Annotated in this window: 18 protein-coding genes, 1 tRNA gene and 1 rRNA gene; 7 read left to right on the top strand and 13 right to left on the bottom strand. The window is 52.3% G+C overall.

What is annotated here, in order from left to right; all coding sequences use genetic code 11:
• The first annotated feature begins 161 nt into the window (after positions 1–161).
• The 3 genes from rrf to GNT65_RS13380 all read left to right on the top strand — a co-directional run bounded on the left by rrf (position 162) and on the right by GNT65_RS13380 (position 3,182).
• Positions 162–277 (top strand): 5S ribosomal RNA (gene rrf / locus GNT65_RS13390).
• Between the two features lie 36 nt (positions 278–313).
• Positions 314–390 (top strand) — tRNA-Asp (locus GNT65_RS13385).
• A gap of 347 nt (positions 391–737) precedes the next feature.
• Positions 738–3,182: a putative bifunctional diguanylate cyclase/phosphodiesterase gene (locus tag GNT65_RS13380; RefSeq protein WP_338091781.1), complete on the top strand. Its 2,445-nt coding sequence runs from the start codon at positions 738–740 to the stop codon at positions 3,180–3,182.
• On the opposite strand, the gene GNT65_RS13375 is transcribed toward GNT65_RS13380, so the two are convergent.
• Together GNT65_RS13375 and GNT65_RS13370 are read right to left on the bottom strand one after the other, a co-directional pair.
• Positions 3,171–4,160, bottom strand: a complete 990-nt coding sequence (locus GNT65_RS13375; RefSeq protein WP_160797005.1) for an alpha/beta fold hydrolase — start codon at positions 4,158–4,160, stop codon at positions 3,171–3,173. The genes GNT65_RS13380 and GNT65_RS13375 overlap by 12 nt on opposite strands.
• A 124-nt stretch (positions 4,161–4,284) precedes the next feature.
• Positions 4,285–6,072: a DUF885 domain-containing protein gene (locus GNT65_RS13370; protein WP_160797003.1), complete on the bottom strand. Its 1,788-nt coding sequence runs from the start codon at positions 6,070–6,072 to the stop codon at positions 4,285–4,287.
• A gap of 234 nt (positions 6,073–6,306) precedes the next feature.
• On the opposite strand from GNT65_RS13370, the gene add reads away from it, so the two are divergent.
• Positions 6,307–7,302 carry an adenosine deaminase gene (add, locus tag GNT65_RS13365; RefSeq protein WP_160797001.1) on the top strand — a complete coding sequence of 332 codons (996 nt, stop codon included), beginning with the start codon at positions 6,307–6,309 and terminating at the stop codon, positions 7,300–7,302.
• A gap of 69 nt (positions 7,303–7,371) precedes the next feature.
• Here the strand turns inward: add and hemN are convergent, their stop codons facing one another.
• From hemN to GNT65_RS13340, 5 genes are all read right to left on the bottom strand, one after another.
• Positions 7,372–8,748, bottom strand: coding sequence for an oxygen-independent coproporphyrinogen III oxidase (gene hemN, locus GNT65_RS13360; protein WP_160796999.1), 1,377 nt, complete (start codon positions 8,746–8,748; stop codon positions 7,372–7,374).
• Between the two features lie 172 nt (positions 8,749–8,920).
• Positions 8,921–9,388: a DUF2489 domain-containing protein gene (locus GNT65_RS13355; RefSeq protein WP_160796997.1), complete on the bottom strand. Its 468-nt coding sequence runs from the start codon at positions 9,386–9,388 to the stop codon at positions 8,921–8,923.
• A 108-nt stretch (positions 9,389–9,496) separates the two neighbouring features.
• Positions 9,497–10,030 carry a Der GTPase-activating protein YihI gene (gene yihI, locus GNT65_RS13350; protein WP_160796995.1) on the bottom strand — a complete coding sequence of 178 codons (534 nt, stop codon included), beginning with the start codon at positions 10,028–10,030 and terminating at the stop codon, positions 9,497–9,499.
• Positions 10,031–10,077: 47 nt separating this feature from the next.
• Positions 10,078–10,746: a methyltransferase domain-containing protein gene (locus GNT65_RS13345; protein WP_160796993.1), complete on the bottom strand. Its 669-nt coding sequence runs from the start codon at positions 10,744–10,746 to the stop codon at positions 10,078–10,080.
• Positions 10,747–11,519: 773 nt separating this feature from the next.
• Complete coding sequence (locus GNT65_RS13340; protein WP_160796991.1) at positions 11,520–12,140, bottom strand: c-type cytochrome; 621 nt, start codon at positions 12,138–12,140, stop codon at positions 11,520–11,522.
• 168 nt (positions 12,141–12,308) lie between these two features.
• Here GNT65_RS13340 and yihA point away from each other — a divergent pair, with 168 nt between their 5' ends.
• Positions 12,309–12,965: a ribosome biogenesis GTP-binding protein YihA/YsxC gene (yihA, locus tag GNT65_RS13335; RefSeq protein WP_160796989.1), complete on the top strand. Its 657-nt coding sequence runs from the start codon at positions 12,309–12,311 to the stop codon at positions 12,963–12,965.
• A 669-nt stretch (positions 12,966–13,634) separates the two neighbouring features.
• On the opposite strand, the gene polA is transcribed toward yihA, so the two are convergent.
• The gene (gene polA, locus GNT65_RS13330; RefSeq protein ID WP_160796987.1) at positions 13,635–16,385 is read right to left on the bottom strand and encodes a DNA polymerase I; all 2,751 of its coding nucleotides are present in this window, start codon (positions 16,383–16,385) and stop codon (positions 13,635–13,637) included.
• Positions 16,386–16,773: 388 nt separating this feature from the next.
• Between polA and elbB the strand changes: the two genes are divergently transcribed.
• Positions 16,774–17,427 carry an isoprenoid biosynthesis glyoxalase ElbB gene (gene elbB / locus GNT65_RS13325; protein ID WP_160796985.1) on the top strand — a complete coding sequence of 218 codons (654 nt, stop codon included), beginning with the start codon at positions 16,774–16,776 and terminating at the stop codon, positions 17,425–17,427.
• A gap of 60 nt (positions 17,428–17,487) precedes the next feature.
• On the opposite strand, the gene glpG is transcribed toward elbB, so the two are convergent.
• From glpG to GNT65_RS13300, 5 genes are all read right to left on the bottom strand, one after another.
• Positions 17,488–18,324 (bottom strand): rhomboid family intramembrane serine protease GlpG, encoded by an 837-nt coding sequence (gene glpG / locus GNT65_RS13320; RefSeq protein ID WP_160796983.1) that lies wholly within the window; start codon positions 18,322–18,324, stop codon positions 17,488–17,490.
• A gap of 15 nt (positions 18,325–18,339) precedes the next feature.
• The gene (gene glpE, locus GNT65_RS13315) at positions 18,340–18,645 is read right to left on the bottom strand and encodes a thiosulfate sulfurtransferase GlpE (protein ID WP_160796981.1); all 306 of its coding nucleotides are present in this window, start codon (positions 18,643–18,645) and stop codon (positions 18,340–18,342) included.
• 88 nt (positions 18,646–18,733) lie between these two features.
• Complete coding sequence (gene tdh / locus GNT65_RS13310; RefSeq protein ID WP_160796979.1) at positions 18,734–19,759, bottom strand: L-threonine 3-dehydrogenase; 1,026 nt, start codon at positions 19,757–19,759, stop codon at positions 18,734–18,736.
• A 10-nt stretch (positions 19,760–19,769) separates the two neighbouring features.
• On the bottom strand, positions 19,770–20,963 hold the full coding sequence (locus tag GNT65_RS13305) for a glycine C-acetyltransferase (RefSeq protein WP_160796977.1): 1,194 nt from the start codon (positions 20,961–20,963) through the stop codon (positions 19,770–19,772).
• A 415-nt stretch (positions 20,964–21,378) separates the two neighbouring features.
• Complete coding sequence (locus tag GNT65_RS13300; protein WP_160796975.1) at positions 21,379–22,032, bottom strand: TetR/AcrR family transcriptional regulator; 654 nt, start codon at positions 22,030–22,032, stop codon at positions 21,379–21,381.
• Positions 22,033–22,313: 281 nt separating this feature from the next.
• On the opposite strand from GNT65_RS13300, the gene waaA reads away from it, so the two are divergent.
• Positions 22,314–23,579 (top strand): lipid IV(A) 3-deoxy-D-manno-octulosonic acid transferase, encoded by a 1,266-nt coding sequence (gene waaA, locus GNT65_RS13295; protein WP_160796973.1) that lies wholly within the window; start codon positions 22,314–22,316, stop codon positions 23,577–23,579.
• Position 23,580: the final 1 nt, after the last annotated feature.

The raw sequence follows: 23,580 nt of genomic DNA, 5'->3' as shown, positions 1-23,580 counted from the left end.
TTGTGAGGCGTTGAGCTAACCTGTACTAATGACTCGTGAGGCTTAACCATACAACCCAAAAGGGTTTTTACTGCAAAGTAAGTAATGGTTACTGAATCAGAAGAATACAAAGTACTTGATTGAAGTGCGAACTCAAACAGCTTTCCAAATTTCCAAATTTGTCTGGAAACCATAGCATTGTGGTCCCACCTGATCCCATCCCGAACTCAGAAGTGAAACGCAATTGCGCCGATGGTAGTGTGGGGTCTCCCCATGTGAGAGTAGGTCATTTCCAGGCGCCTAATTTAGTATCCCGCGTAAGCGTTTTACTAAAGGAGCGGTAGTTCAGTTGGTTAGAATACCGGCCTGTCACGCCGGGGGTCGCGGGTTCGAGTCCCGTCCGCTCCGCCAACATTAAGACGAAAGCCTCAGCAGAAATGCTGAGGCTTTTTTCGTTTCTGACTTTTCAAAATGCCTATGTGCTAAGTCATCTAAATTCTGTATGGTGTGTGATTAGGTAGCGGATGGCCATTGCCGATATGGTAAACGCCTCGTTTCCTAGTTCATTCGTATATGCTTATAGCTAAATGCAATAATGTTTAGCCACTCATTAATTTAAATGTGGCATAATCGGAATAAACACACGCAATTGATCCTGTATTGATAAGATGTGTTATGTCTGACGACCCTCTTCTTTAGGTGTAGTGGCTTTGTTGAAATTTTTCTCACGTCCCTCGCTCGTTCTTTTCGCACCCTTAGTGTGTGTCTTGTTGTTTGCGTTTTTTATTACCAGTAGTTATTTCGTCGAACGACAGCAGCGCCGCGACTATGTGTCCGCCTCCCAGGTGACCTTCTTGTCTCAGGAGCTGATGCGGATGAACCACTTGGTGGCGCTAGCTGCTAAGGCTCAAGATTTTACGCGAGTAGAGGAGGAATTAGCTCTGCTTGGTAGTGATATCTGGCTCTCAGTCTATACGCTCATCGATCACAGAGGGAACATACGCTTTGCAAATCATGGTGTATGGCGCGGCAGCTCGGCGCAGCTGGTGATGGATGGTTATGACAATAAGGTACACATGGCGAGGGTCGCCGAGGGAAAACCTAGCTTATATTTCAATGATAAGCGTCAATCGATTCAGGCCTATTATCCGATCACGCCGCAGTTATCTTCAATGTCCGTCGAGCGTCCCGAGCTTATCTATCTCGAATATGATATGGCGCCTATGCTGGCCGCTAGTGATGAGGCGGCACTCGCCAGTCTGACCAGAATTGGCGCGATAGCCCTGGCAACTAGCTTAATCTTATTTGGTTTATTTTACTATTTTGTGCTGTTACCGGTTCGTCACCTGAGTCGTCAGGCGGCAGCTTTAGGCCAGCAAGCATCGGAGTCCAGGCACAAGGCGATCGAATCCCCCTTTGTGGAGTTACATGGTCTAGAGAATAACCTTAGGCGTTTCAAGGACAGGTTCCAGGAGGGAGCGAAACAGCTTAAGGATAGCGAGCAGAGATGGCTGTTTGCCGTGGAGGTCTCACGCTATGGCATCTGGGACTGGAACCTGGAGGACAACAGCGTATTTCTTTCAGATCGTTGGAAAGATATGTTGGGCTACGGGCCAGAAGATCTAGTGCACGAGTTAGCAACCTGGGAGGGGCGATTACACCCAGAAGATAAGGAGGCGATACTCAATAATCTCAATGCCTACCTCAATGGGGAAACTGAGGAGTTCGAGAGCGTTCATCGACTGCGCCATCAGCAAGGCCATTACATTTGGGTGCTAGATCGTGGCATGACGGTAGAGTGGAACGAGAAGGGCAAGCCGTTACGCATGATAGGTACTATGTCCGACGTGACCGAGGATATTCGAAATCAGAAGGCGGCTATGCATCAGGCTAAGCATGACCCGCTTACAGATCTCGCCAATCGTCGCGCCCTGATGGATGCCCTGTATCAGCAGCAGGAGGATTCTGGAAGCTGTGCAGCCTTATTTATACTCGATCTAGACAACTTCAAGGTGGTTAACGATGCCCTGGGGCACCATGGTGGTGACAGGTTACTGATTCAGATTGCCGCTCGGCTCTCGAGTTGCTTCTCCTCAAATGCATTGATTGCGCGTCTTGCGGCCGATGAGTTTGTGGTCCTGGTGAAGAAGTTGCCAGAAGATCTGCTTGGGGCGCAGCGCCGTGCCCAGGCGCTTGCGAGTCAGATGCGACAGCTGATTGGGCGCAGTTTCCATATTAGTGACCATACCTTCAACCTCTCGGCAAGCGTTGGGATAACCATTATCGATCCTAGCGAGGCTATTTTGCCCGAGCAGCAGTTGAAGCGGGTTAATATGGCCTTGGCTCAGGCGAAGGAGAGTGGCCGCGATGCCTGCGTCGTCTATAGTAGCGACATGGATAAACGTGCCGCGCAAAATCTAATGATCAGGACTGAACTGATACATGCAGTCAGGCGTCATCAGCTGTCCCTATTTTATCAGCCGCTATTGAATGCCAAGGGTGAGATTGCCTCGGTTGAGGCTTTGCTGCGTTGGCATCATCCACAGCATGGGTTTATCTCGCCGGCCGACTTTATTCCCGTGGCCGAAGGTAGCTCCTTGATTATCGAGTTGGGTGAGTGGGTGCTGATGGAGGCTTGCCGATTTATTCGTGAATTGCAGGAACAGGGTATTTGTCCGCCTATGGTCTCAATTAATGTCAGCGCGCGTCAGTTCCATCAGGATGAGTTTGCGCCTAAGTTACTGGCCACGCTGCAGGAGCAAGGGATCAGTCCCGCCCATATCGAGCTGGAGCTTACCGAGCATGTGTTATTGACTGACCTGCAGCAGGTGCGCCAGACCATGACTCAGCTCAGGGAGGCGGGGATAAGCATAGCAGTAGATGATTTCGGTACTGGCTACAGCTCCCTGAGCTATCTGCAGGAACTGCCGCTGAATCGCCTTAAGTTAGATGCCAGCTTCATCAGAGACATGGGTAATGGTGAGGCGTCCGCCTCGATCGTCAAGGCCATGATCGATATGTCCCACAGCCTGAATCTTGAGTTTGTCGCAGAGGGGGTCGAGATCCAGTCTCAGTTCGAACAACTCAAGGCTTATCATTGTGACTTATACCAAGGCTATCTCTTTCACCGCCCTATGCCGGGAGAAGAGTTGAGTGCTTTGTTGGTGCGGCTCGGTGAGCAGCAGGCTTTATCAAGCGTGTAGGCTAAGAAAATCAGCCAGTTGTCCCAGCGCCTGGTCTCGGGCGTTATCCCTTTCCATAAAGATCTCATGCCTGGCATGAACGACCTTATACAAATGGCAATGCTCTCCCTTGGCGGCATCTTGTGCGCGATTGTCGACGATAGAGTCTTCCTCCGCCTGTAAGATCAATATAGGGGTCTGAGAGTGTTTCGCGGCTTGAATGGCCTGCTCACAGGCATCTAGGGACTCTATTAGCCAACGATTGGTGGGGGAGCCAAGCTGAAGCTGCGGGTAGGTCTCATACAACCGACGGTAGTCTTGATAACGCTTAGCGCTATGGGTGAGGTCGTTTTGCTCGAAGGGGACGGGCTCATAATCCTTGCCCCCTAAGACATAGTTGGGGTTATTGTTAGAGCCATTATCCAGATGTCCAGCCAACCAACGCACGAAAGGCTTAGGCATAGGTAGACAGATGCCATACATGGGGGCTGATAGCACGGCCGCATCGAATACCTTGGGCGCCTGCTGAAGATACAGGGTGGCTATGGTGCCGCCCATGGAGTGCCCTACCAGAAACAACCTGTCATGTTGTTTGGGGCTCACTAGGGTATCGATGAAATGGCCAAAGTCATTCACATAGTCGGCAAATTTCTCCACATGCCCCTGGTGCGGATTGTCGGTCAGCCTGGCTGAAAGCCCCTGACCTCTGTGGTCCAGGGCGTAGACGCTATATCCTAGCTGATACAGATCGAAGATAAGTTCCTGATACTTGAGATAAGCCTCGACGCGACCACTGCTGATCACTATCGCTCTGGTCGACTCAGGATGTGTGGCTACGCAGTAGGCTAGCTTGAGCCCGTCACTGGTCGTCAGATAGCCCTGCTCCACCTTCCGCCAGAAAGCATCTAGCTGCTGACGATTGTCTTCTGATTCGCTGGAAAATACCGGCAGTTCTGTGGCGATGGTGCCACTGCTTGTAGAGACTGGGGCTGTGGACATGGGCAATCTGAATTAGGAACAAGATGCCTGAGTGTAGCACGGTATCCTATGGTGATTAATGGCTTGAGGGGGCTAAGTGTCTCTGGCGCCACTATCGTATGACTAGGACGCCAGAGGAGGATTACTACTTAGCGGCCGCCTGTGCGGCGATAAAGTCGTCAATCTGCTGTTCGAGCAGCGCCATAGGCACAGAGCCATTGGCCAAGACGGCATCGTGGAAGGCGCGGATATCAAACTTATCACCTAGGGCCTCCTCGGCCTTGGCGCGCAAACGCTTGATGGTGAGCTCGCCTATCTTGTAGGACAGCGCCTGTCCCGGCCAGGAGATATATCTGTCTATCTCTGTGGTGACATTGTGGAGCGACAACGCGGTATTGCCAGCCATATAGTCGATGGCTTGCTGACGTGTCCAGCCCTTGGCATGCATGCCCGTATCGACCACCAGACGGGCGGCGCGCCACATCTCATAGGTAAGGCGACCGAAGTTGCTGTAGGGGTCTTTATAGAAACCACCTTCCAGCCCGAGATATTCTGAGTAGAGTCCCCACCCTTCGCCAAAGGCCGAGATGTAGCTGTAACGGCGGAAGTTAGGCAGTGAGGTCAGTTCCTTGTTGAGAGAGATTTGTAGGTGATGGCCCGGCACGGCCTCGTGTAGGGTCAGGGCTTCCAACTCATACAGGGGGCGCTTGTCCAGGGCATAGGTGTTGACCCAGTAATAGCCGGGTTGGTCGTCACCATTGGCGCCGGAGTAACGGCCAGTGGTGTATTTAGGGGCGATCTCGGCAGGCACTTCCTGGATGCCATAAGGAGTGCGCGGCAGTTTGCCGAAAAATTTTGGCAACATGGCATCGGCCTTCTTGGCGATAAAGGCGGCCTCTTTCAGGAGCTGCTCCGGGGTCTTGGCGTAGAACTGAGGATCTGTGCGCAGGAAGTGTAAGAAATCGGCGAAGCTGCCCTGATAGCCGAGCTTATCTATGATCGCCTGCATCTCGGCGCGGATGCGCTTAACCTCTTTTAGCCCGAGTTGGTGCACCTCGTCGGCAGTCATGGGCAGCGTGGTGTAGTAGCGTACGCGATTCTCATAGAAGGCTTTACCGTCGGGAAGATCGTAGGCGGCGATACTCTCCCGTGCGCCGGGAATATATTCCTGGGTCATGAAGTCATAGAAGGCCTGATAGCTGGGCAGTACGTTCTGCTCAATCAAGGCCTTGCCCTGCGCCGTCAACTCAGCTTTCTGAGCTTGGGTAAAGTGCTTGGGAAAGTGGGTGAAGGGCTTGAAGTAACCGCTCTGTTCAACCGGCACTATGAAGGCGCTAATACTCTCTTCGAAGCCGTTCAAGACCACTTTGGCCGGGGTGATGCCTTGGTCCAGCCCCTGTTTCAGCCAATAGGTTTGCTGAGCAAAATAGCGAGGCAGCGCCTCGAGTTTGCTGAAGTAGTTGAGGTAATCGGCTTCGTTTTTGAAGTTACCCTTGGCGATGGAAGCGATATAGGCGTGAAAGCCACTCTCTGCGGTGATCGGCAGATAATGATCGTGGAAACGATACTGATCGACGCTATTCTGTAGCTGATAGGCGAGAATCTGGGCGTCGATATGATCGGCCTCATTGAGCGATGCCGTATCTAATGCCTTGAGACGTGCCAACAGGGCCTGCTCGGCCTGGTTATGGCTGGCCCGGGCCTCGGGCGAGAGGTCATCGAGCTTACCCGCCGCCGTCTTATCCCCCTGTGCGTACGCCATTTCTGGGCTAGACTCTAATCTAAGTTGCCAGGCATCGTCTATGATGCGCTGAAGTTGCTGATGGCTCTGGCTGACACTGGTTTGCGGTGTCGTGGTGACATCCGCCGAGGGCGTCATTTGGCAGGCCGTGAGGCTGAGTATGAGTAGGCAAGGGGCTAAGGGTTTATGCATGGGTGATCCTGTTGTCATTATTATGGGCCTAGGTATAAGCTCAACGATTATGCAATATTCAATTTGGTGGGTCACCCATGGCACAAGATAAATTGTCAGCAGGTATTGCAACGGACTTTGGTCGAAAGCTGAACATAAGTCATGCATATCGTTAAAAAATGCGTGTTATAGTTGCAACAACTTCAGACCAGATAAAAAACAATATTGGCTGAGGGGTTCAAATAGGGGTTAAATATGATTGATACATCCATTCCGTTGGTGGATCTGCATCGTCATCTTGATGGTAACGTCAGGGTAGAAACGATTTGGGACCTGGGCCACCAACACAATATTGCTTTGCCTGCCGATACCTTGGAAGGTTTGGCGCCTTTCGTTCAAATTCAGGGGAAAGAGTCCAGCCTGGTGGCTTTCTTGAAGAAGCTAGACTGGATGGTTGCCGTACTGGCGGATCTCGATGCAGTTAAACGTGTGGCTTACGAGAATGTTGCCGATGCGGCGATCTCCGGCCTGGATTACGCCGAGCTGAGATTCAGTCCTTACTATATGGCGATGAACCATAAGCTGCCGATGGAAGGCGTTGTCGAGGCTGTTATCGATGGTGTTAAGGCTGGCCTCAAGGACTATGAGGTGAAGATCAACCTGATCGGCATCATGTCTCGCTCCTTCGGTCAGGATGCCTGCATGCAGGAGCTAGAGGCGCTGCTTGCCCACAAGCAGCATCTGGTGGCGATGGACTTGGCGGGGGATGAGCTAGGCTTCCCAGGCGCCCTGTTTAACGATCACTTCAAGAAGGTGCGTGACGCCGGGCTGGCCATTACGGCCCATGCCGGTGAGGCTGCCGGTGCCGAAAGCATGTGGCAGGCTATTCAGGAGCTTGGGGCGACCCGTATCGGTCACGGGGTCAATGCCATCCACGATCCTAAGCTGATGGAGTACCTGGCCGCCAATAAGATAGGCATAGAGTCCTGTCCAACCAGTAACCTGCATACGTCAACAGTGACCAGCTATCAGGAGCATCCGCTGCGCACCTTCATGGAGGCGGGCGTGTTGATTGGTCTCAACACAGACGATCCGGGCGTGAGTGCCATCGACATCAAGCATGAGTACGACACTGTGAAGCAGGAGATGGGCTTTAGCGATGCCGAGTTGGCGCAGCTGCAACGCAATGGCGTGGAGATGGCCTTTATCTCTGACAGTGAGCGTAAGGCGCTCTATGCCGCCAAGGCCTAAGGGCGATGACTTAGAGCGTTAGCCACAAAAAAGCCGATGATAATTCATCGGCTTTTTTATGTTTAGGGTTTAGATAACCCGTGAGAACTGCTGCTGACGGGCCTTGTCACGATAATAAACGTCGAAACAGATACAGATGTTGCGGATCAGCAGACGGCCTGTCTCGCCAACTGTGATCTTTCTGTCTTTCACTTCGACCAGCTTGTCGTCGATAAAGGTCTGTAGCAGTTTGAGATCTTCGGCGAAGTATTCTTCAAACTTGATGCCTAGCTGCTTATCTATCTTGGCCATATCCAGGTCGAAGTGACAGATCAGCTGCTTGATCACGACGCGGCGGATCTCGTCGTCACGATTGAGCTTACAGCCTTTCCACAGAGCGTGGCCCTTCTCGTCCACCGACTCGTAGTAGGGACGGATATCTTTCTGGTTCTGGGCGTAGCAGTCGCCAATCTGGCTGATAGAGGAGACCCCAAGACCCAGAAGATCACACTCTTCCTGGGTGGTGTAACCCTGGAAGTTACGGTGCAGGCGTCCTTCGTTCTGTAAGATGGCGAGTTCGTCATCTGGCTTGGCGAAGTGATCCATGCCTATGTACTGATAGCCAGCGCCCGTCAGCGTCTCGATGGTCTGGTGTAGCATCTCCAGCTTCTGTTGTGGCGTCGGCAGGTGCTCGTCTTTAATCTTACGCTGGGCGGCGAAACGTGCCGGCAGGTGAGCGTAGTTAAACACAGAGAGTCTGTCGGGAGACAGATCCAGTACGCGTTGCATGGTTTCGGCGAAGCTTTCTGGCGTCTGGTGTGGCAGACCGTAGATCAGGTCGATGTTGGTCGACACGAAGCCCATTTCCTTCGCCTTGGCGATCAGGTCGAAGATAAACTGCTCGTCCTGTTCGCGGTTGACGGCAATCTGCACCTCTTTGTTGAAGTCCTGTACGCCAACCGAGATACGGTTGAAGCCGGCTTCTTTTAGGGTGTCCAGCATAGAGAGTTCGATTTCGCGTGGATCGACTTCGATAGAGTATTCGCCCTCGTCTGCAATATTAAAGTGCTCTTTGAGCAGCGCCGACAGCCTGAGGATCTGCTCCGGGCTGAGGAAGGTTGGCGTACCGCCACCCCAGTGGATCTGGGTGACCTGGTAATGCTCAAATAGTGGTGCACGTTTGACGATCTCTGCCGCCAGGTATTCGATGTATTGGTCGGCCTTGTGCTGGTGACGGGTGATCACCTTGTTGCAGCCGCAGTAGTAGCAGAGCTTGGCGCAGAAAGGGATGTGTAGATACAGCGATAGTTTATTGCTCTTACTGTTGGCAATAGAGGTGAGCAGGTCTTCTTCGGTGAAGGAGGCGTCAAATTCTAGTGCGGTCGGGTAAGAGGTATAACGAGGACCGCTGTAATTATATTTTTCGATCATTGACTGATCCCAACTAATTTGGGTGGGCTGCTTCAAGGCGTGTCCTCCGAGGGTGGTAAATTAGCAACTAGCGAAGTATGCAATGTTATTGAGCGAATAACATTGATCCAGGTTGCAAATTAGCACTGCAATTTATGTTAGCTGATGAATATCCTTGTTTTCGGCTTAAATGTCTTGGCGTTAAGCCGTTTTTGTGCACCGACTCACGTCAGTGGCTGAGGTGGGCATAGGCCTTGGCCAGCACAGCTACCTCGGTCATGATCTCGGCTTCCAGCGCCGATTCGGACTTCATTCTCTCTAAGTCTAGCTTCATCCGTTGCTGTTTCGCCAGTGCCTTACGCTGCTCCATGATGGGGTGAGATTCTATGACCTCAAAATGCTTAAAGAGCGCTGGATACTGGTGTTTTAGCTGTTCGTCGTGGCCGAGGATATTAAATAGTTTACCGATACGCATCACCCCCTCTGAGAGTTCGCAGCGCTCCTCGAGCATGGCGGCGGCGATATAGTGGATGTTGCTCAGCAGCTCCAGCTCTTTGGCATCTTTGGCTGCTTGTTGGGCCTCGCGTTGGGCTTTTTGTTGGGCGGTTTGCTGTTTTAGCTTGAGTAGCAGGCTGGCGGCGTAGGCGGCCAGGCCTAAGATGATGATGGCGCCTAGGATGAGGAGTGTCGTGGTCATAATGCAATCCGAGGTGTTGGTTAGCTAGGTGTATTTTGTCTCAGTGCTTGTCAGTGAGACGAGATAGAGAAATGGCATCGAATCGATGCCATTTTTGTCAGCCTGGGCCTAGTCTTTATCCTGGTAATCTTTGAGCAGATCGGCGCCAGATTCAAACTTATTCAGGAGATCGTCATCTGAGCCGACCGTGGTCTTCATCACATGCTCGAGATCGTCCTCTTCGGTGATGCCCAGGTGATCCATCAGGCGTTCGATCTCTGTCAGTTGTTTCTCTAACCAGGCCTGATCCGCATCGTTGAGATCCCGGCCCTCTTCGAGCATGTCGAGCAGCTTGTTGAGTCTTGGATCTTCCTCTAGCTTAAGAAGTTTCTGCTCGTCGCTCATCTTAGGTGCCTTCGGCTGCTTGGCCACAGGCGTCTTAGTCGGCAATTCCAGTGCGATAGGTTTCTTGCTGCCGTGACGAGGATCATTGGCCTGGGCTGTGCTCGATTGCTTGTGTTGGATCTGCTTTTCGTTATGACGACTGCCCGCTTTATTGCCCGACTTCTGCTTCTTGCCCGTGAGGGTACGGTCTTCTTTCTTGGTTCTAGGCGGACGTTTTGGCGCATTCTCATTGATCTTGCGCGTTTTTTTACGGGACATAGCGTTAATCTCAACTGCAAAAAATCGTGAACCTATCTCACTTTGAGTCAGATAAGTGAACTTGGGTCGCGTGTTATACCAGATCCTGTTGGTTTTTGCACCAAAATGAGATCTTTCGAGGCGAATAATAGCCTAAATTCGGCCTGGCTCGCCAAATATTGGAAGGTGGCTTCCTGATAAAAGCTGACATGGGTTAGATTGTTTTTGTGGTGCCACTTGGGAAAGCCCTGGAGTTCGGTAAGCAGCTGGGTGCTGATCGCCATCCAGCCACCGGGTTTGAGCAGAGAGCAAAGAAGCTGCCACTCTTTACCAGGAAAGCGAAAATGCTCGAAGACACGATAGCAACAGATGAAGTCGTACTTGAGCCTTAGCAGGGTATGATCCGGGGCGAAGTGGGGATCGTACTGTTTAAGTTTATGGCCTCTGGCCTCGAGGGGGGTCATGGCCTGTGGGCCAAGCAGACGACCGAAGTTGAGTCCGAGCAGTGGCCCCTGAACCTGCTGCTCACACTGAGTGATCAGGCTGGATAAGAATTGTTGCAGCGGTTTGTCTTTACTATTGGCTGAGCGGTAGCGTTTTACCTCGGCGCTGGGGGGCAGATGAGAGCTGGCATCGGCAAACAGTAGCATGCAGCGTTTACAGCGATAGATAGCTCGTTTTCTATCTTGATAGAAGGGGGCGGTAGCTTCGCTGGTGCACAGGGGGCATCTTCGCATGGTTTGGGCATGACTCTCAAAGGCTAGGTTATTTGCTATTGCCTGTTTAATTTACTGTAGGCCAAGCGGAAACAGAAGCGTATTTTCCGCTGGAGATAAAAAAAGGCGACAGTATCACTGTCGCCTTCCAAAAAGTACCAAAGGTACTCAATTCTGATTCCAAGTTTCCTTACTTGCTATGCGACTCTCCCAGTCGGATTCCATCTTATTTTTTAATCTGCTTTCCATGCATAGTTATTTTCGTTTTCGGTCTTCCAGACGCTTTTTTTCTTTCCCTGTCGCCTTCCTGACCACAGCTTCCGTAGATGGTCTTCTTGACACATCACAATCCATATCGTCATCTTTGACGCCTAATAAACCATCCCTGTTAGGTTTACGTTAAAGTTCAGCAGTAAGCAGTTAACTGTTTTCTGAACCGTAAGGAATAATGCTAAATAGCGCATTGGCCTTCCTAACCAATATCCTTACCAAATTATTACGACCCGACTTCAGATGCGAAGTACTACTCTTATTATTTTTAGTGAGTGGTCAAAAAATTATTATTATTTTTGCTTAACTTTATTCTTATATCTTAAATGTAATCACATACCGAAATCTGTTTATTCTTATTAGGTAGATTTTATACAAACAGTTGGGTTTACCTCGGTACGGGCACAATTAAAACGAAATCTGTGATCTATGTCAAGCATCAATTTTCTACAGTTTACGTAAACGTAAACCTTGGTGTGTAAAAAAGGGTGGTATCGACCACCCTTTCTTCGTCGAGCAATTAATTACTTAATGCTTGATATATATTTAGATAATGCTTCGATATCTTCGCTGGTCAGCTTCTTGGCAACGTCCTGCATCATGCCGTTCAGGTCGTTGTTACGACTTGTATCATGGAACTTATTTAGCTGGATTTTGATGTAGTTAGCGTGTTGACCCGCGATGGCTGGGAAACCGGCTGCTTCAGAACCTTGGCCATTTGGACCGTGACAGGCGATACATGCGGTAACACCACGGACGGCGTCGCCACCCTTGTAAAGTTGCTCACCCAACTCAGGTACATCGTTCACTTCGCTCATCGCAAGCTTTTGTGAAGAGAAGTAAGCCGCTAAATCTTCGATATCCTGATCCGACAATGCCGCCGCCATTGGGCTCATCATAGGATCGTTGCGGCCTTCTTTACCACCTGTGTGGGCAGCTTGACGCAGTTCGGTTAGCTGTTTCTTCAGGTAAGTTTCTTGTTGACCCGCAATCTTGGGGTACATGTCGATCATGCTGTTACCATCAACACCGTGACAGGCAGAACAAACGATTGCTTTAGTTTTTCCCGCTTCAGCATCACCTGCTGCTAGAGCCGGAGTTGATAGAGTGGCTAACATTGATAGCGCAATAGCGAACTTTTTCATGGCGTTCCAACTTTTAGTTAAATTTTTTGTCCTGAGCTTACGAGAGTGACCTGCAAGCGTGATAAAATATGATTTATGTGATCGGGGTAATATTTTACACGAAATTGTGCAAATGTAAGCAAGTCTTCGATATTTAAACTGAAGAAATAACAAATTTTGGGGTGGGTAGTGACTGATTCTCGTATCGATTTTCGACAGGCCAAGTTTTTGATCAGTGCGCCGGATATTGCGCATCTAGATGAGCACTTGCCCGGTGATGTGGGCGTCGAAATCGCCTTTGCCGGCCGCTCTAACGCCGGAAAGTCGAGCGCATTGAACCAATTGACCGAACAGAAGAACCTGGCGAGAACCAGTAAGACACCTGGGCGCACCCAGTTGATCAACGTCTTCGCGCTCGATGAGCATAGGCGCCTGGTGGATTTACCCGGTTATGGTTTCGCTCAAGTACCGCTAGCGATGAAGAAGAAATGGCAACAGGCGCTGGGACAATATCTGCAGGAGCGAGACTGTTTGAGCGGCCTAGTTGTACTGATGGATATTCGTCACCCGCTCAAAGATCTCGATATGCAGATGATCGAATGGGCGGTCGCTTGCGATATTCCTGTGCTTGCCCTGCTAACCAAGTGTGACAAGCTGGCGCAGAGTGCCCGGATGAAGACGGTCAACGAGGTGCGTAAGGCATTGGCGGATTTCGGCGACGGTGTGAAGGTGGAGCCATTTTCTTCCTTGAAGGGTACGGGTAAACCTAAGGTGCTCAGTATTCTCAACCAGTGGTGCCATCCGGACTGGCTGGTGGAGGCATTGGCCGACGCAGAGCAAGAGTAGTAAAGCTAAGTGACGAGTGAATTGAGAGCGCCTCCAGGTTGGGGGCGTTTTTTTATGCCTGGTATTTAGCTGATAGGAGAGCGGGCAAAAAAAATGCCGACGGCTACACCATCGGCAAAAATACATTAGCTCTTTTGGGGAGAAGCTAAATTTCAACAAGACTCAAGTTCTATCGGTCGTTGACCAATAGTGCTTAGTGGCCATAGGATAGCCCGAATCGATCTCAAGTTAAAGTATTTGCTCTAAATTAAATTGCAGACGAAAAAAAGCCCCAGCAAGTAACTTGCTGGGGCGCCATAATTTGGCTTTTCACTTAACGTGAAATAAAAAAAGGTCTGAAAGATAGAACATCTTAACCTCTGTACCCTACGCAGAGAATAATACTGCATTGGCCGTAATATGGGAAACTGTTTTTTGTAAAAAACGACAATAATGTGAGCAATGTCTAAAAAAGTGCTCAATAAAAGCGCAGGTTTTTGATCTGAAATTTACGAAAAACGTCTTTAAAAGAGTTATTTAGGCAAGAATAGTCTGAAAGTGAAAAAATATTACTTTTTTCGGTGATTTTTTCGGCTCAAAGGGAGATTGGCGTGAGATCCCATTGGAAATGGGGCTCATAGCATAAAAAATGCCTCGGCAGGGCCGAGGCATGGTGGCTAAGCATTGGGCCTAGTGGGCCTGCTCCCAGTTATCGCCTATGCCTGCTTCGGCCAGTAGCTCGACATCCAATGAGGCGGCCTGTGCCATCAGTTTACATACCTTGAGTTTGAGCGAGTCAGCTTTGTCGGCGTCTACCTCAAACACGAGTTCATCGTGTACCTGCATGATCATGGTGATCTCTCCCTGAGTCTCTGTCTCAATCCACCGGGCGATGTTGATCATGGCCTTCTTGATGATATCGGCGGCCGTGCCCTGCATCGGCGCGTTGATCGCGGCGCGCTCGGCGGCCTGACGGCGCATGGCGTTTCTATCCTTGATGGCCGGCAGATAGAGTCTGCGACCATAGAGGGTCGACACGTATCCCTGCTCGGCGGCGGCAGCGCGGGTATCTTCCATATACTTGAGCACACCAGGATAGCGTTTGAAGTAGATGTCGATATATTGCTGGGCCTCGTGACGCGGAATATCCAGCTGGCGGGCCAGGCCAAAGGCCGACATGCCATAGATGAGGCCGAAGTTCACCGCCTTGGCGCGGCGACGCTGTTCGCTGGTGACTTCGCCGAAGTCGACGTCGAACACCTCGGCGGCAGTGGCCCTGTGAATATCCTTGCCCTGGGAGAAGGCGTTTAGCAGGCCCTTATCCTGGGAGAGGTGAGCCATGATCCTCAACTCGATCTGCGAATAGTCGGCCGCGAGGATCTTGCGTCCTTCGGGCGCCACGAAGGCGTGACGAATACGGCGGCCCTCCTCGGTGCGGATGGGGATGTTCTGCAGGTTTGGCTCGCTGGATGACAGGCGGCCCGTGGCGGCGATGGCCTGATGATAGCTGGTGTGTACCCGGCCAGTCTTGCCATCGACCATCAGCGGCAACTTGTCTGTGTAGGTGCTCTTAAGCTTAGACAGACTCCTGTGCTCCAGGATGATCTTAGGCAGTGGATAGTCCAGTGCCAACTCGACCAGCACCTCTTCGGCGGTGGACGGTGCACCCTTAGGGGTCTTCTTCAATACCGGATAGCCAAGCTTCTCGAAGAAGAGGGCCTGCAGCTGTTTGGGCGAGCCCAGGTTAAAGGGCTCACCGGCGATCTCGTAGGCCTTTTGTTCCAGTTCGTCTATCTTGCGCGCCAGCTCTTCGCTCTGCTGGCCTAGGAGCATGCTGTCGATCAATACGCCCTGACGTTCGATCTGAGACAGGATACTGACCAAGGGCAGCTCTATATCGCTAAAGACGCTGGCAAGCTCGCTGGCTTTTTGCAGTCTTGGCCAGAGGTGCTGATGCAGTCTGAGTGTGATATCGGCATCTTCGGCGGCGTAAGGCGCCGCAGTCTCCAACGGGATCTGGTTGAAGGTCAGCTGCTTGACGCCCTTGCCGGCGATCTCCTCGAAGCTGATATTCTTATGGCCCAGGTACTTCAGTGCCAGGTCGTCCATGTTGTGCTTGGAGGCGACCGAGTTAAATACATAGGACTCGAGCATGGTATCGAAGGCGACCCCTTTGAGGGCGATGCCGACATTGGCCAGTATGCTCATATCATATTTGAGGTTTTGCCCGACCTTGAGAAGGTTGGCGTCTTCCAGCAGTGGCTTGAGCTTGGCAAGTACCTGCTCGCTGTCGAGCTGCTCTGGGGCATCGGCATAGTCATGCGCCAACGGCAAATAGGCGGCCTTGCCTGGTTCGATGGCAAAAGATAGGCCGACTAGCTTGGCCTCCATGTAGTTGAGGCTGGTGGTTTCGGTATCCAGGGCAAACAGTGGTGCGGCGGCCAGCGCCTTGAGCCATTCATCTAAGGCTTCCCAGGTCAAAATGGTGTCGTACTGGTTTTCGATTGTCTGAGGCGCCGCTTCTTCTTCGGCTTCTTCTTGATTACCGCCGCTCGACTTGTTGTCTAACACCTCGGCCAGCCAACGCTTAAACTCCATCTCGCCGTAGCATTTAATCAGTTCGTCGCGATCCGCGTCTTGAATGTTGAGCTGGTGCCAGTCCTGTTCCAGCTCGACGTCGCATTTGATGGTCGCCAGTTCATAGGAAAGTTTGAGCATGTCGCCATATTCGGCGATCTTGGCGGGCATGGTCTTGGAACCCCGAAAGCCAAGCTCAGGCATCTTGTCTGGGTTGGCGAGAATGGCTTCGACGCCTCCGACACCTTGTAGCATAGCCAGCGCCGTCTTCTCTCCGACGCCGGGCAGGCCGGGAATATTATCTGCCTTATCGCCTTGTAGCGCCAAGAGATCTATGATCAGCTCGGGGCCGACGCCAAACTTCTTGCTCACCTCTTGGGGACCCAGGATGGTATTAGTCATGGTGTTGATCAGGGTGATCTTGTCATCCACCAACTGCGCCATATCTTTATCGCCGGTACTGATCAGCACAGAACGTCCTTCTTGGCTCGCCTGTCTGGCGATGGTGCCTATGACATCGTCGGCCTCGACGCCTGGGATACAGACCAGGGGAAGCCCCAGGGCGCGAATGATGCGATGCAGCGGCTCGATTTGCGTCCTGAGATCGTCCGGCATGGGGGGGCGGTGTGCCTTATATTCGGCATACATCTCATTGCGGAAGGTTTTTCCCTTGGCATCGAACACCACCGCCATCTGGGTCGGCTTATATTGGTTGAGCAGGCTGCGTAGCATGTTGATCACGCCATACACGGCCCCCGTGGCCTCACCCTTGGAGTTGGTCAGATGGGGCGGCGCATAGTAGGCGCGGTAAAGATAGGAGGAACCATCCACAAGAATGAGTGGGTTTTCAGCGATATTAGGCATAATTTTATCTATTTTTTCGGTATGCGATGATGGCGCTAGCATGCCATATTAGGGCGATTTCGGCCACGGCAAATTACTCAGCAGCCTGTGGATAAGTCTGTGAGCTAAAAAAGTTTCAGCGAGTAGGGATCACGACGACGAACATAAGCGGGTGATGTAACTTGTTGATTTGTTTTTGTATTATATTTTTATGTGAACTAGGTATTACTTCCGAGTAAAAATTCCTAATTTGTGGATTTTTTATTTTGTCATCCATATTTATGCTCTGACTTGGCGAAATAGTTCTGCCTTGTTAGAGTCGATGAACTAACTTAGCATGAAAAATAATCAGATCAACCCTTTTGTTATCTGGTTGTTAAAACCATTCGGTCTATTAAAGGAGTTTTTAATGAAAAAATTTGCTGTTTTATTAAGCGGCGCGGGAGTGTTCGATGGCAGCGAACTTCATGAGGCGGTATTGACTCTGCTGTCGCTGACCCAGGCCGGAGCGAGTTATCAATGTTTCGCACCAAACATAGAGCAGATGCACGTGGTGAATCACCTCACTGGTGAGGTGGCCGTGGGTGAACATCGCAACGTGCTGGTGGAGTCGGCGCGCATCGCCCGTGGTGACATCAAGGCTACCGATGAGTTAGATATCCAGGCCTTCGATGGTCTGGTGATCCCTGGCGGCTTTGGTGCCGCGAAGAACCTGTGTAACTTTGCCGTGGTCGGCAGCGAGTGTGAGGTAGCGCCCAGCGTTAAGGCCTTCATCAGCGAGTTTGTCGAGGCAAACAAGCCGGTGGGTTTCATCTGCATCTCGCCCGTGATGATCCCTAAGCTCTATGGCGAGAAGCCCAAGGGCACCATAGGCCACGACAGCGACACGGCTCATGCATTTAATCTGATGGGGGGCGAGCATGTGGAGGCCAATGTCGAGCAGATCGTCGTCGATGAGGCGCGCAAACTGGTGAGCACGCCGGCCTATATGTTGGCCGAGAATATTGCCCAGGCTCATATCGGCATAGATAAGCTGGTGAAGAAGGTGATCGAGCTGGCGTGATCTGAGTTAATTAAATTAGGGCCCGCATGTTGCCGGGCCCTTTTTGATCTCGGCTTTGCATCAATGCCGTCGGCGACTGTCGATAAAGCCCTGGGCCAGGCCCACCATTAAGCCGCCGATATGGGCACCGTTAGCGATGGAGAGGCCGAACATATCGGTAAAGCCGAATACCAGCCAGATCAACATAAAGCCTATATAGGCAGGGGGCAGGCCGATTCCTTTCTCGGGACGCTTGACTCCCATAATCCAGGTGTAGCCCACCACGGCATAGACCACGCCCGATAGGCCGCCGAAGTTGGGGCCGCCGATGGCATACTGCAGCAGATTCGGCAGGGTGCCGGCGATCAGCAGCAGAGTCGCCAGTGGTGTGACACCCAGCATGTTCTCTATCTTACCTCCCAGATACCACCACCAGAGCAGGTTGAAGATGATATGCATGGCGGAGAAGTGCATCAGGCTCGGGGTAAATACTCGCCATATCTGCGTACTATCACTATCGGGTACGGCGCCGAAGAAGGAGAGAGCCTCGAAGATAGGGTTGGCGAAGCCGAAGATGAAGCCGAGATAGATTAGTGTGCAGCTGAGCATGACGACAAGGGTCAAGGGGCCGGCACCGGACAGGAACTGAGTCACCAGTTGGAGTCCAGGCGCTCCATAGTCTAGCTTGGTGCCCGTGTTGCCATTCTCCCAGGAGGCCTGAAGGTACTTGTCGTCATAGGGATTGCGTACGAAGTGCTCATATTCGCGGCGCGCCTTGGCATAGTCTTGTTCTCGGGTGACACAGAGGGTTACCCCGAGTTCGGCATGTTGCAGCTGGCAATCTATGCCCTGACCCTTGAGGTAATCGATCAGCGCCTGGGCGGCGCGTTCATTGGGGAGACGACCAAGTTCCAACATATTCACCTCGGGTGATTAATGGGCTTCGCGCCAGGCCTGGAAACCACCGTCCAGGCTATAGACGTCATCGAAACCCTGCTCATGCAGGTATTGCGCGGCATTCTGGCTGCTGATGCCATGATAACAGACGACCACTAAGGGGCTGTCCATGTCGGCCTCGGCAATATAACGTGCCAGGTTTTCGTTGTTGAGGTTGGTCGAACCGGGGATCTGTCCCGCCTCGAAGCTGGCGCCGTCGCGGATATCGACCACCTGTATTTCGGCATTGTCTTCCAGCATATGGATGAGTTGATTGACACTCAGGTGTTGAAAAGCAGACATAGTCAACCTGTAATGAAAAAGAGGGATAAGTTAAGTGTGCAACATGGGGCCGTGAGAGTACAGCCCCGGTTGCGAAGGGGGCGGGGGATTAATCCCAGCTGAGGATCACCTTGCCCGATTGGCCCGAGCGCATGGCGTCGAAACCGGCTTGGAAATCATCGACATTGTAGTGATGTGTGATGATTGGCGAGATATCCAGACCCGATTGGATCAGGCTGGCCATCTTATACCAGGTCTCGAACATCTCTCGGCCGTAGATCCCCTTGATGATGAGTCCCTTGAAGATCACCTTGCTCCAGTCGATGGCCATGTCGCCGCCAGGAATGCCCAGCATGGCGATCTTGCCGCCGTGGTTCATGGTATCTAGCATGGAGTGGAAGGCGGCCGGTACGCCCGACATCTCTAGGCCCACATCGAAGCCTTCGGTCATGCCGAGATCTTGCATTACATCTTCCAGCTTCTCCTTGGCCACATTAATGGCGCGGGTGGCGCCCATCTTCTTGGCCAGCTCGAGGCGGTACTCGTTCACATCTGTGATCACCACATGGCGCGCACCGACGTGGCGACAAACCGCGGCGGCCATGATGCCGATAGGCCCCGCACCAGTGATCAGCACATCTTCGCCCACGAGATCGAACGATAGTGCCGTGTGCACCGCATTGCCGAACGGATCGAAGATAGAGGCCAGATCGTCTGAGATATCGTCAGGGATCTTAAAGGCGTTGAAGGCCGGGATCACCAGGTATTCGGCAAATGCGCCTTCGCGGTTAACACCGACACCAGAGGTGTTGCGGCATAAGTGAGTACGGCCCGCGCGGCAGTTGCGACAGTGACCACAGGTGATATGACCTTCGCCAGAGACGCGATCGCCAATCTGGAAGCCTCGGACTTCTTGACCAATTCCGACCACTTCGCCCACATATTCGTGGCCAACCACCATGGGGACGGGAATGGTATTTTGCGACCACTCGTCCCAGTTGTAGATATGCACGTCGGTGCCGCAGATGGCGGTCTTGCGGATCTTGATCAGCAGATCGTTGTGGCCAACTTCAGGTTTTGGCGCATCAACCATCCAGATGCCTTCTTCAGGCTTGAGTTTGCTTAAGGCTTTCATCGATAGACTCCTAGATAATTCCCATCTCTTTAGCGATGCGGGTGAAGGCATCGATGGCGCGATCTAGCTGCTCGCGGGTATGAGCGGCCGACATCTGGGTACGAATACGCGCCTGGCCCTTAGGTACCACAGGGAAGGAGAAGCCGATCACATAGATATTCTCTTCCAGCAAACGGTTAGCAAAGTCGCTGGCGAGCTTGGCATCGCCAATCATCACAGGGATGATGGCGTGGTCGGCGCCGCCCAGGGTAAAGCCTGCCGCAGTCATCTTCTCGCGGAAGTAACGGCTGTTTTCCCATACGGCTTCGCGCAGTGCCTGGCCAGACTTTAGCATCTCTAGCACATGAATAGAGGCGGTAACGATAGAAGGGGCCAGCGAGTTAGAGAAGAGGTAAGGACGCGAGCGTTGACGCAGCCAGTCGATCACCTCTTTCTTCGCCGAGGTGAATCCACCCGAAGCGCCGCCCAGGGCCTTGCCCAGGGTACCTGTGATGATGTCGACTCTGTCCATCACGTCGCAATACTCGTGGGTACCGCGGCCATTCTGACCTATGAAGCCTACTGCGTGTGAGTCGTCCACCATGACCAGGGCGCCATATTTATCGGCCAGGTCGCAGACACCTTTGAGGTTGGCGATTACGCCGTCCATGGAGAATACACCGTCGGTGGCGATCAGTATGTGGCGCGCACCGGCAGCCTTTGCCGCCTGCAGCTGGGTCTCAAGATCGGCCATGTCGTTGTTGGCGTAGCGGAAACGCTTGGCCTTACACAGACGTACACCGTCGATAATAGAGGCGTGGTTCAGGGCATCTGAGACGATGGCGTCTTCGGCGCCCAGTAGGGTCTCGAACAGGCCGGCGTTCGCATCGAAGCATGAAGAGTAGAGAATGGTGTCTTCCATGCCTAGGAATTCACTCAGGCTGGCTTCGAGTTGCTTATGAATATCCTGAGTACCACAGATGAAGCGAACAGACGCCATGCCGAAGCCGTGATCGCTCAGGCCCTGTTGTGCCGCGGCGATCAGCTCTGGATGATTCGCCAGGCCAAGGTAGTTGTTGGCGCAGAAGTTCATCACTTCGTGGCCGTTGACTTCGATTTCAGTCTTCTGAGGAGAGGCAATAACGCGCTCGCTCTTGTATAAGCCTTCCGCTTTCACTTCAGCCAGCTGCTGATTGATTTGATCGTAGAATGAGGTCGTTGCCACCTGTAGTCTCCTTCTTTCTGTCTCGTTTTATTTTTGTATGCTTTGCTCGAGCCTGCACGCTTGGCAGATAGGCTCGAGGAAAGGCGATAAGTTAGGAACCATCTTTAACGCATAAGTCAGGCTTGTCATAGCCAGGTTTCGTCCCGTCGATGAATGATTAAGTCTAGTTCAGTTTCGACCATCTATTGTTGCCAGCAAGCTTGCTGGAAAAGGGGACGCCTGGGATATGGATCGCGCTAGGCTGGCCGAATTCTAACCTTAAACCCGGCCTGTGCCACATTTTTTTTTGCGCTATTAACTAAGTTAGTGCATGTGCAACTTTCGCATAACAAAAAATAATGCGAAATGTCACAACTGACCCGTCTCAACTGGCCTAAGCTAACGGCCAACTGTTCAGACGGGCGGCCGATGTGACTTAGTCTTCCTCTTGTTCTGCCCTCGCCAGGGCATGGTAGTGTTGTTCCAGCCTGATGAAGGTGGGTTTAGCGGACTCGCTGGCGTAGGCCTTGAAGATCATCAATACCCTTAACAGACCCTCGTAGAGTGAGGTCTTAGTGATCTGGGTGGCTTCCGAGTGGGTGAGCTGGTTGCTGATCCAGAAGCAGGCGACCATGCGGATGGTGTCGGCCAGCGGCGTGATTTCAGCATCTTCCAGTACCACTACACCATCTTTTTTCAGCTGGGTGAGAATGCTGGTGGCTCGCTTGAGTACCTGCTCATGGGTGACCGTATAGCGTTTATTGAGCACATCGTCGCGGCTGAGGATGATCACCAGGTTGGCGTACATGAAGCGGAATTGCCAAAGGGTGTAGAAGAGGGCATCGAAATAGCCGATCAAGAGGTCGACATCCACCTTCTTGCCTTCATAGGGTTGAAAGCCAGTCTCCAGGTGTTGTTCATAGAGGCTGAAGATGGAGCGAATGATGTCTTCTTTATTACGAAAATGATAGTAGAGGTTACCCGGGCTGATCCCCAGATGCGCGGCAATATGGTTGGTAGTGATGCTGCGCTCACCATGTTCGTTAAACAGGGCCAGGGCGGCGTGGACGATTTTATCGCGGGTCTTCATCTTGATCCTAAGTAGGTCGGTTAATTACCAGTGCGCTTGAGTTAACATGCGGAACGGGATTATTTGGCTATATTCGAGTAAAGGCTCCAGTTGAAAGTTATCAGCCAGCGGGTAAAAGTCAATCTATGGCTACTCAGACCAGTTAAGATTAACAGCCTGTTTTTAGGCTGTTTTACAAATGCGCCGGATGCTTCCAGGACCGGAGGCTGTTTGCCGTCCGTCGGCCTCTGGCATATGTTACTATATAAGGCATATGAGTAAATTAACCCTGTCATAATCCTATGAATCGTTCCCTCTATTCTGCGTTGCTGTATCTGCTAAGCCCTCTGCTCATCCTCTATCTGGCGATTCGGGCGCTTAAGAGCCCGGATTATCGGGGTCGCTGGGGCGAGCGCTTCGGTTTATCGAAACTGTCGCGCGCAGATCTGCTGATCCATTCGGTCTCCATGGGAGAAACCCTGGCGGCGATTCCGCTGATCAAACAGCTCCAGGCCGCCTACCCAGAGCTCAGCATTACCATTACTACCACGAGCCCCACCGGCTCGGCCGAGGTGGTTAAGGCTTTTGGAGAGTCGGTACAGCATTGCTATCTGCCCTTCGATCTTCCCTTGTGTGTGGCGCGTTTCCTGAGTCAGCTACAGCCTAAAGAGATCATCATTATGGAGACAGAGCTGTGGCCAAACCTGATTCATCAGGCCAAGCGGCGGGGCATCAAGCTGATGCTGGCCAATGCCCGCCTGTCGGAGAAGTCGGCTAACCAGTACCGCGGCCGGCCTAAACTGTCGCTGCCCATGCTGAGATCACTGGATACTATTGCTGCCCAGTCGCCTCAGGCGGCGCAGCGTTTCATCGACCTGGGTGTCGATGCCGAGCGGGTGAAGGTCACAGGCAGTCTTAAGTTCGACCTCTCCATAGCGCCTGAACTGCTAGAGAAGGCCAAGGGGCTGCGTCAGACCTGGCAGCGGATGGAGACCCCTGTCTGGGTAGCGGGCAGCGTGCATCCGGGGGAGTTCGACATCATGCTGGCGGCGCACAAGAGCCTGTTGATGCGTTTCCCCCACGCCTTGCTGGTATTGGTGCCTAGGCATCCGGAGCAGTTTGACGCGGCGGCCAGTCGGGTGAAGGCCGCCGGGCTCACGCTGGCGCGCCGCAGTAAACAAGATAGGGTGGACGACCAGACTCAGGTGCTGCTCGGCGACACCATGGGGGAGCTGCTTAGCTTCTATGGCGCGGCGGATCAGGCCTTCGTTGGTGGTACGCTGATCGAGAATGGTGGCCATAATCCTCTGGAGCCGGCGGCCATCGGTTTGCCCGTCTATGTGGGGCCCCACCATTGGGATTTTACCGAGATCACAGGCTTGCTTAACGAGTCGGGCTCCCTCGCCTTAGTGCAGGACGCAGAAGAGTTGGCCGAGCAGCTGGTGCATAAGTTTGACGATAAGGCGGCCTATCTGGCCGCCAGAGAGGCCGGACTTGAGGTGGTCGAGGCTAATAAGGGCGCACTGGCAGCTCAGTTCGCCTTGGCTAGCGAGTTGATTAAGGCATAGT

This window comes from Shewanella insulae (assembly GCF_009831655.1).
In the GTDB taxonomy this organism is placed as follows: Bacteria; Pseudomonadota; Gammaproteobacteria; order Enterobacterales; family Shewanellaceae; genus Shewanella; species Shewanella insulae.
This window is presented reverse-complemented; position numbering and strand designations above follow the sequence as displayed.

Coding starts and splice junctions, on each gene's coding strand:
- GNT65_RS13375 (WP_160797005.1), bottom strand. CDS start 4,160: ATGTCCACAGCCCCAGTCTCTACAAGCAGTGGCACCATCGCCACAGAA.
- GNT65_RS13370 (WP_160797003.1), bottom strand. CDS start 6,072: ATGCATAAACCCTTAGCCCCTTGCCTACTCATACTCAGCCTCACGGCC.
- add (WP_160797001.1), top strand. CDS start 6,307: ATGATTGATACATCCATTCCGTTGGTGGATCTGCATCGTCATCTTGAT.
- GNT65_RS13355 (WP_160796997.1), bottom strand. CDS start 9,388: ATGACCACGACACTCCTCATCCTAGGCGCCATCATCATCTTAGGCCTG.
- yihI (WP_160796995.1), bottom strand. CDS start 10,030: ATGTCCCGTAAAAAAACGCGCAAGATCAATGAGAATGCGCCAAAACGT.
- GNT65_RS13345 (WP_160796993.1), bottom strand. CDS start 10,746: ATGCGAAGATGCCCCCTGTGCACCAGCGAAGCTACCGCCCCCTTCTAT.
- GNT65_RS13340 (WP_160796991.1), bottom strand. CDS start 12,140: ATGAAAAAGTTCGCTATTGCGCTATCAATGTTAGCCACTCTATCAACT.
- polA (WP_160796987.1), bottom strand. CDS start 16,385: ATGCCTAATATCGCTGAAAACCCACTCATTCTTGTGGATGGTTCCTCC.
- elbB (WP_160796985.1), top strand. CDS start 16,774: ATGAAAAAATTTGCTGTTTTATTAAGCGGCGCGGGAGTGTTCGATGGC.
- glpG (WP_160796983.1), bottom strand. CDS start 18,324: ATGTTGGAACTTGGTCGTCTCCCCAATGAACGCGCCGCCCAGGCGCTG.
- glpE (WP_160796981.1), bottom strand. CDS start 18,645: ATGTCTGCTTTTCAACACCTGAGTGTCAATCAACTCATCCATATGCTG.
- tdh (WP_160796979.1), bottom strand. CDS start 19,759: ATGAAAGCCTTAAGCAAACTCAAGCCTGAAGAAGGCATCTGGATGGTT.
- GNT65_RS13300 (WP_160796975.1), bottom strand. CDS start 22,032: ATGAAGACCCGCGATAAAATCGTCCACGCCGCCCTGGCCCTGTTTAAC.
- waaA (WP_160796973.1), top strand. CDS start 22,314: ATGAATCGTTCCCTCTATTCTGCGTTGCTGTATCTGCTAAGCCCTCTG.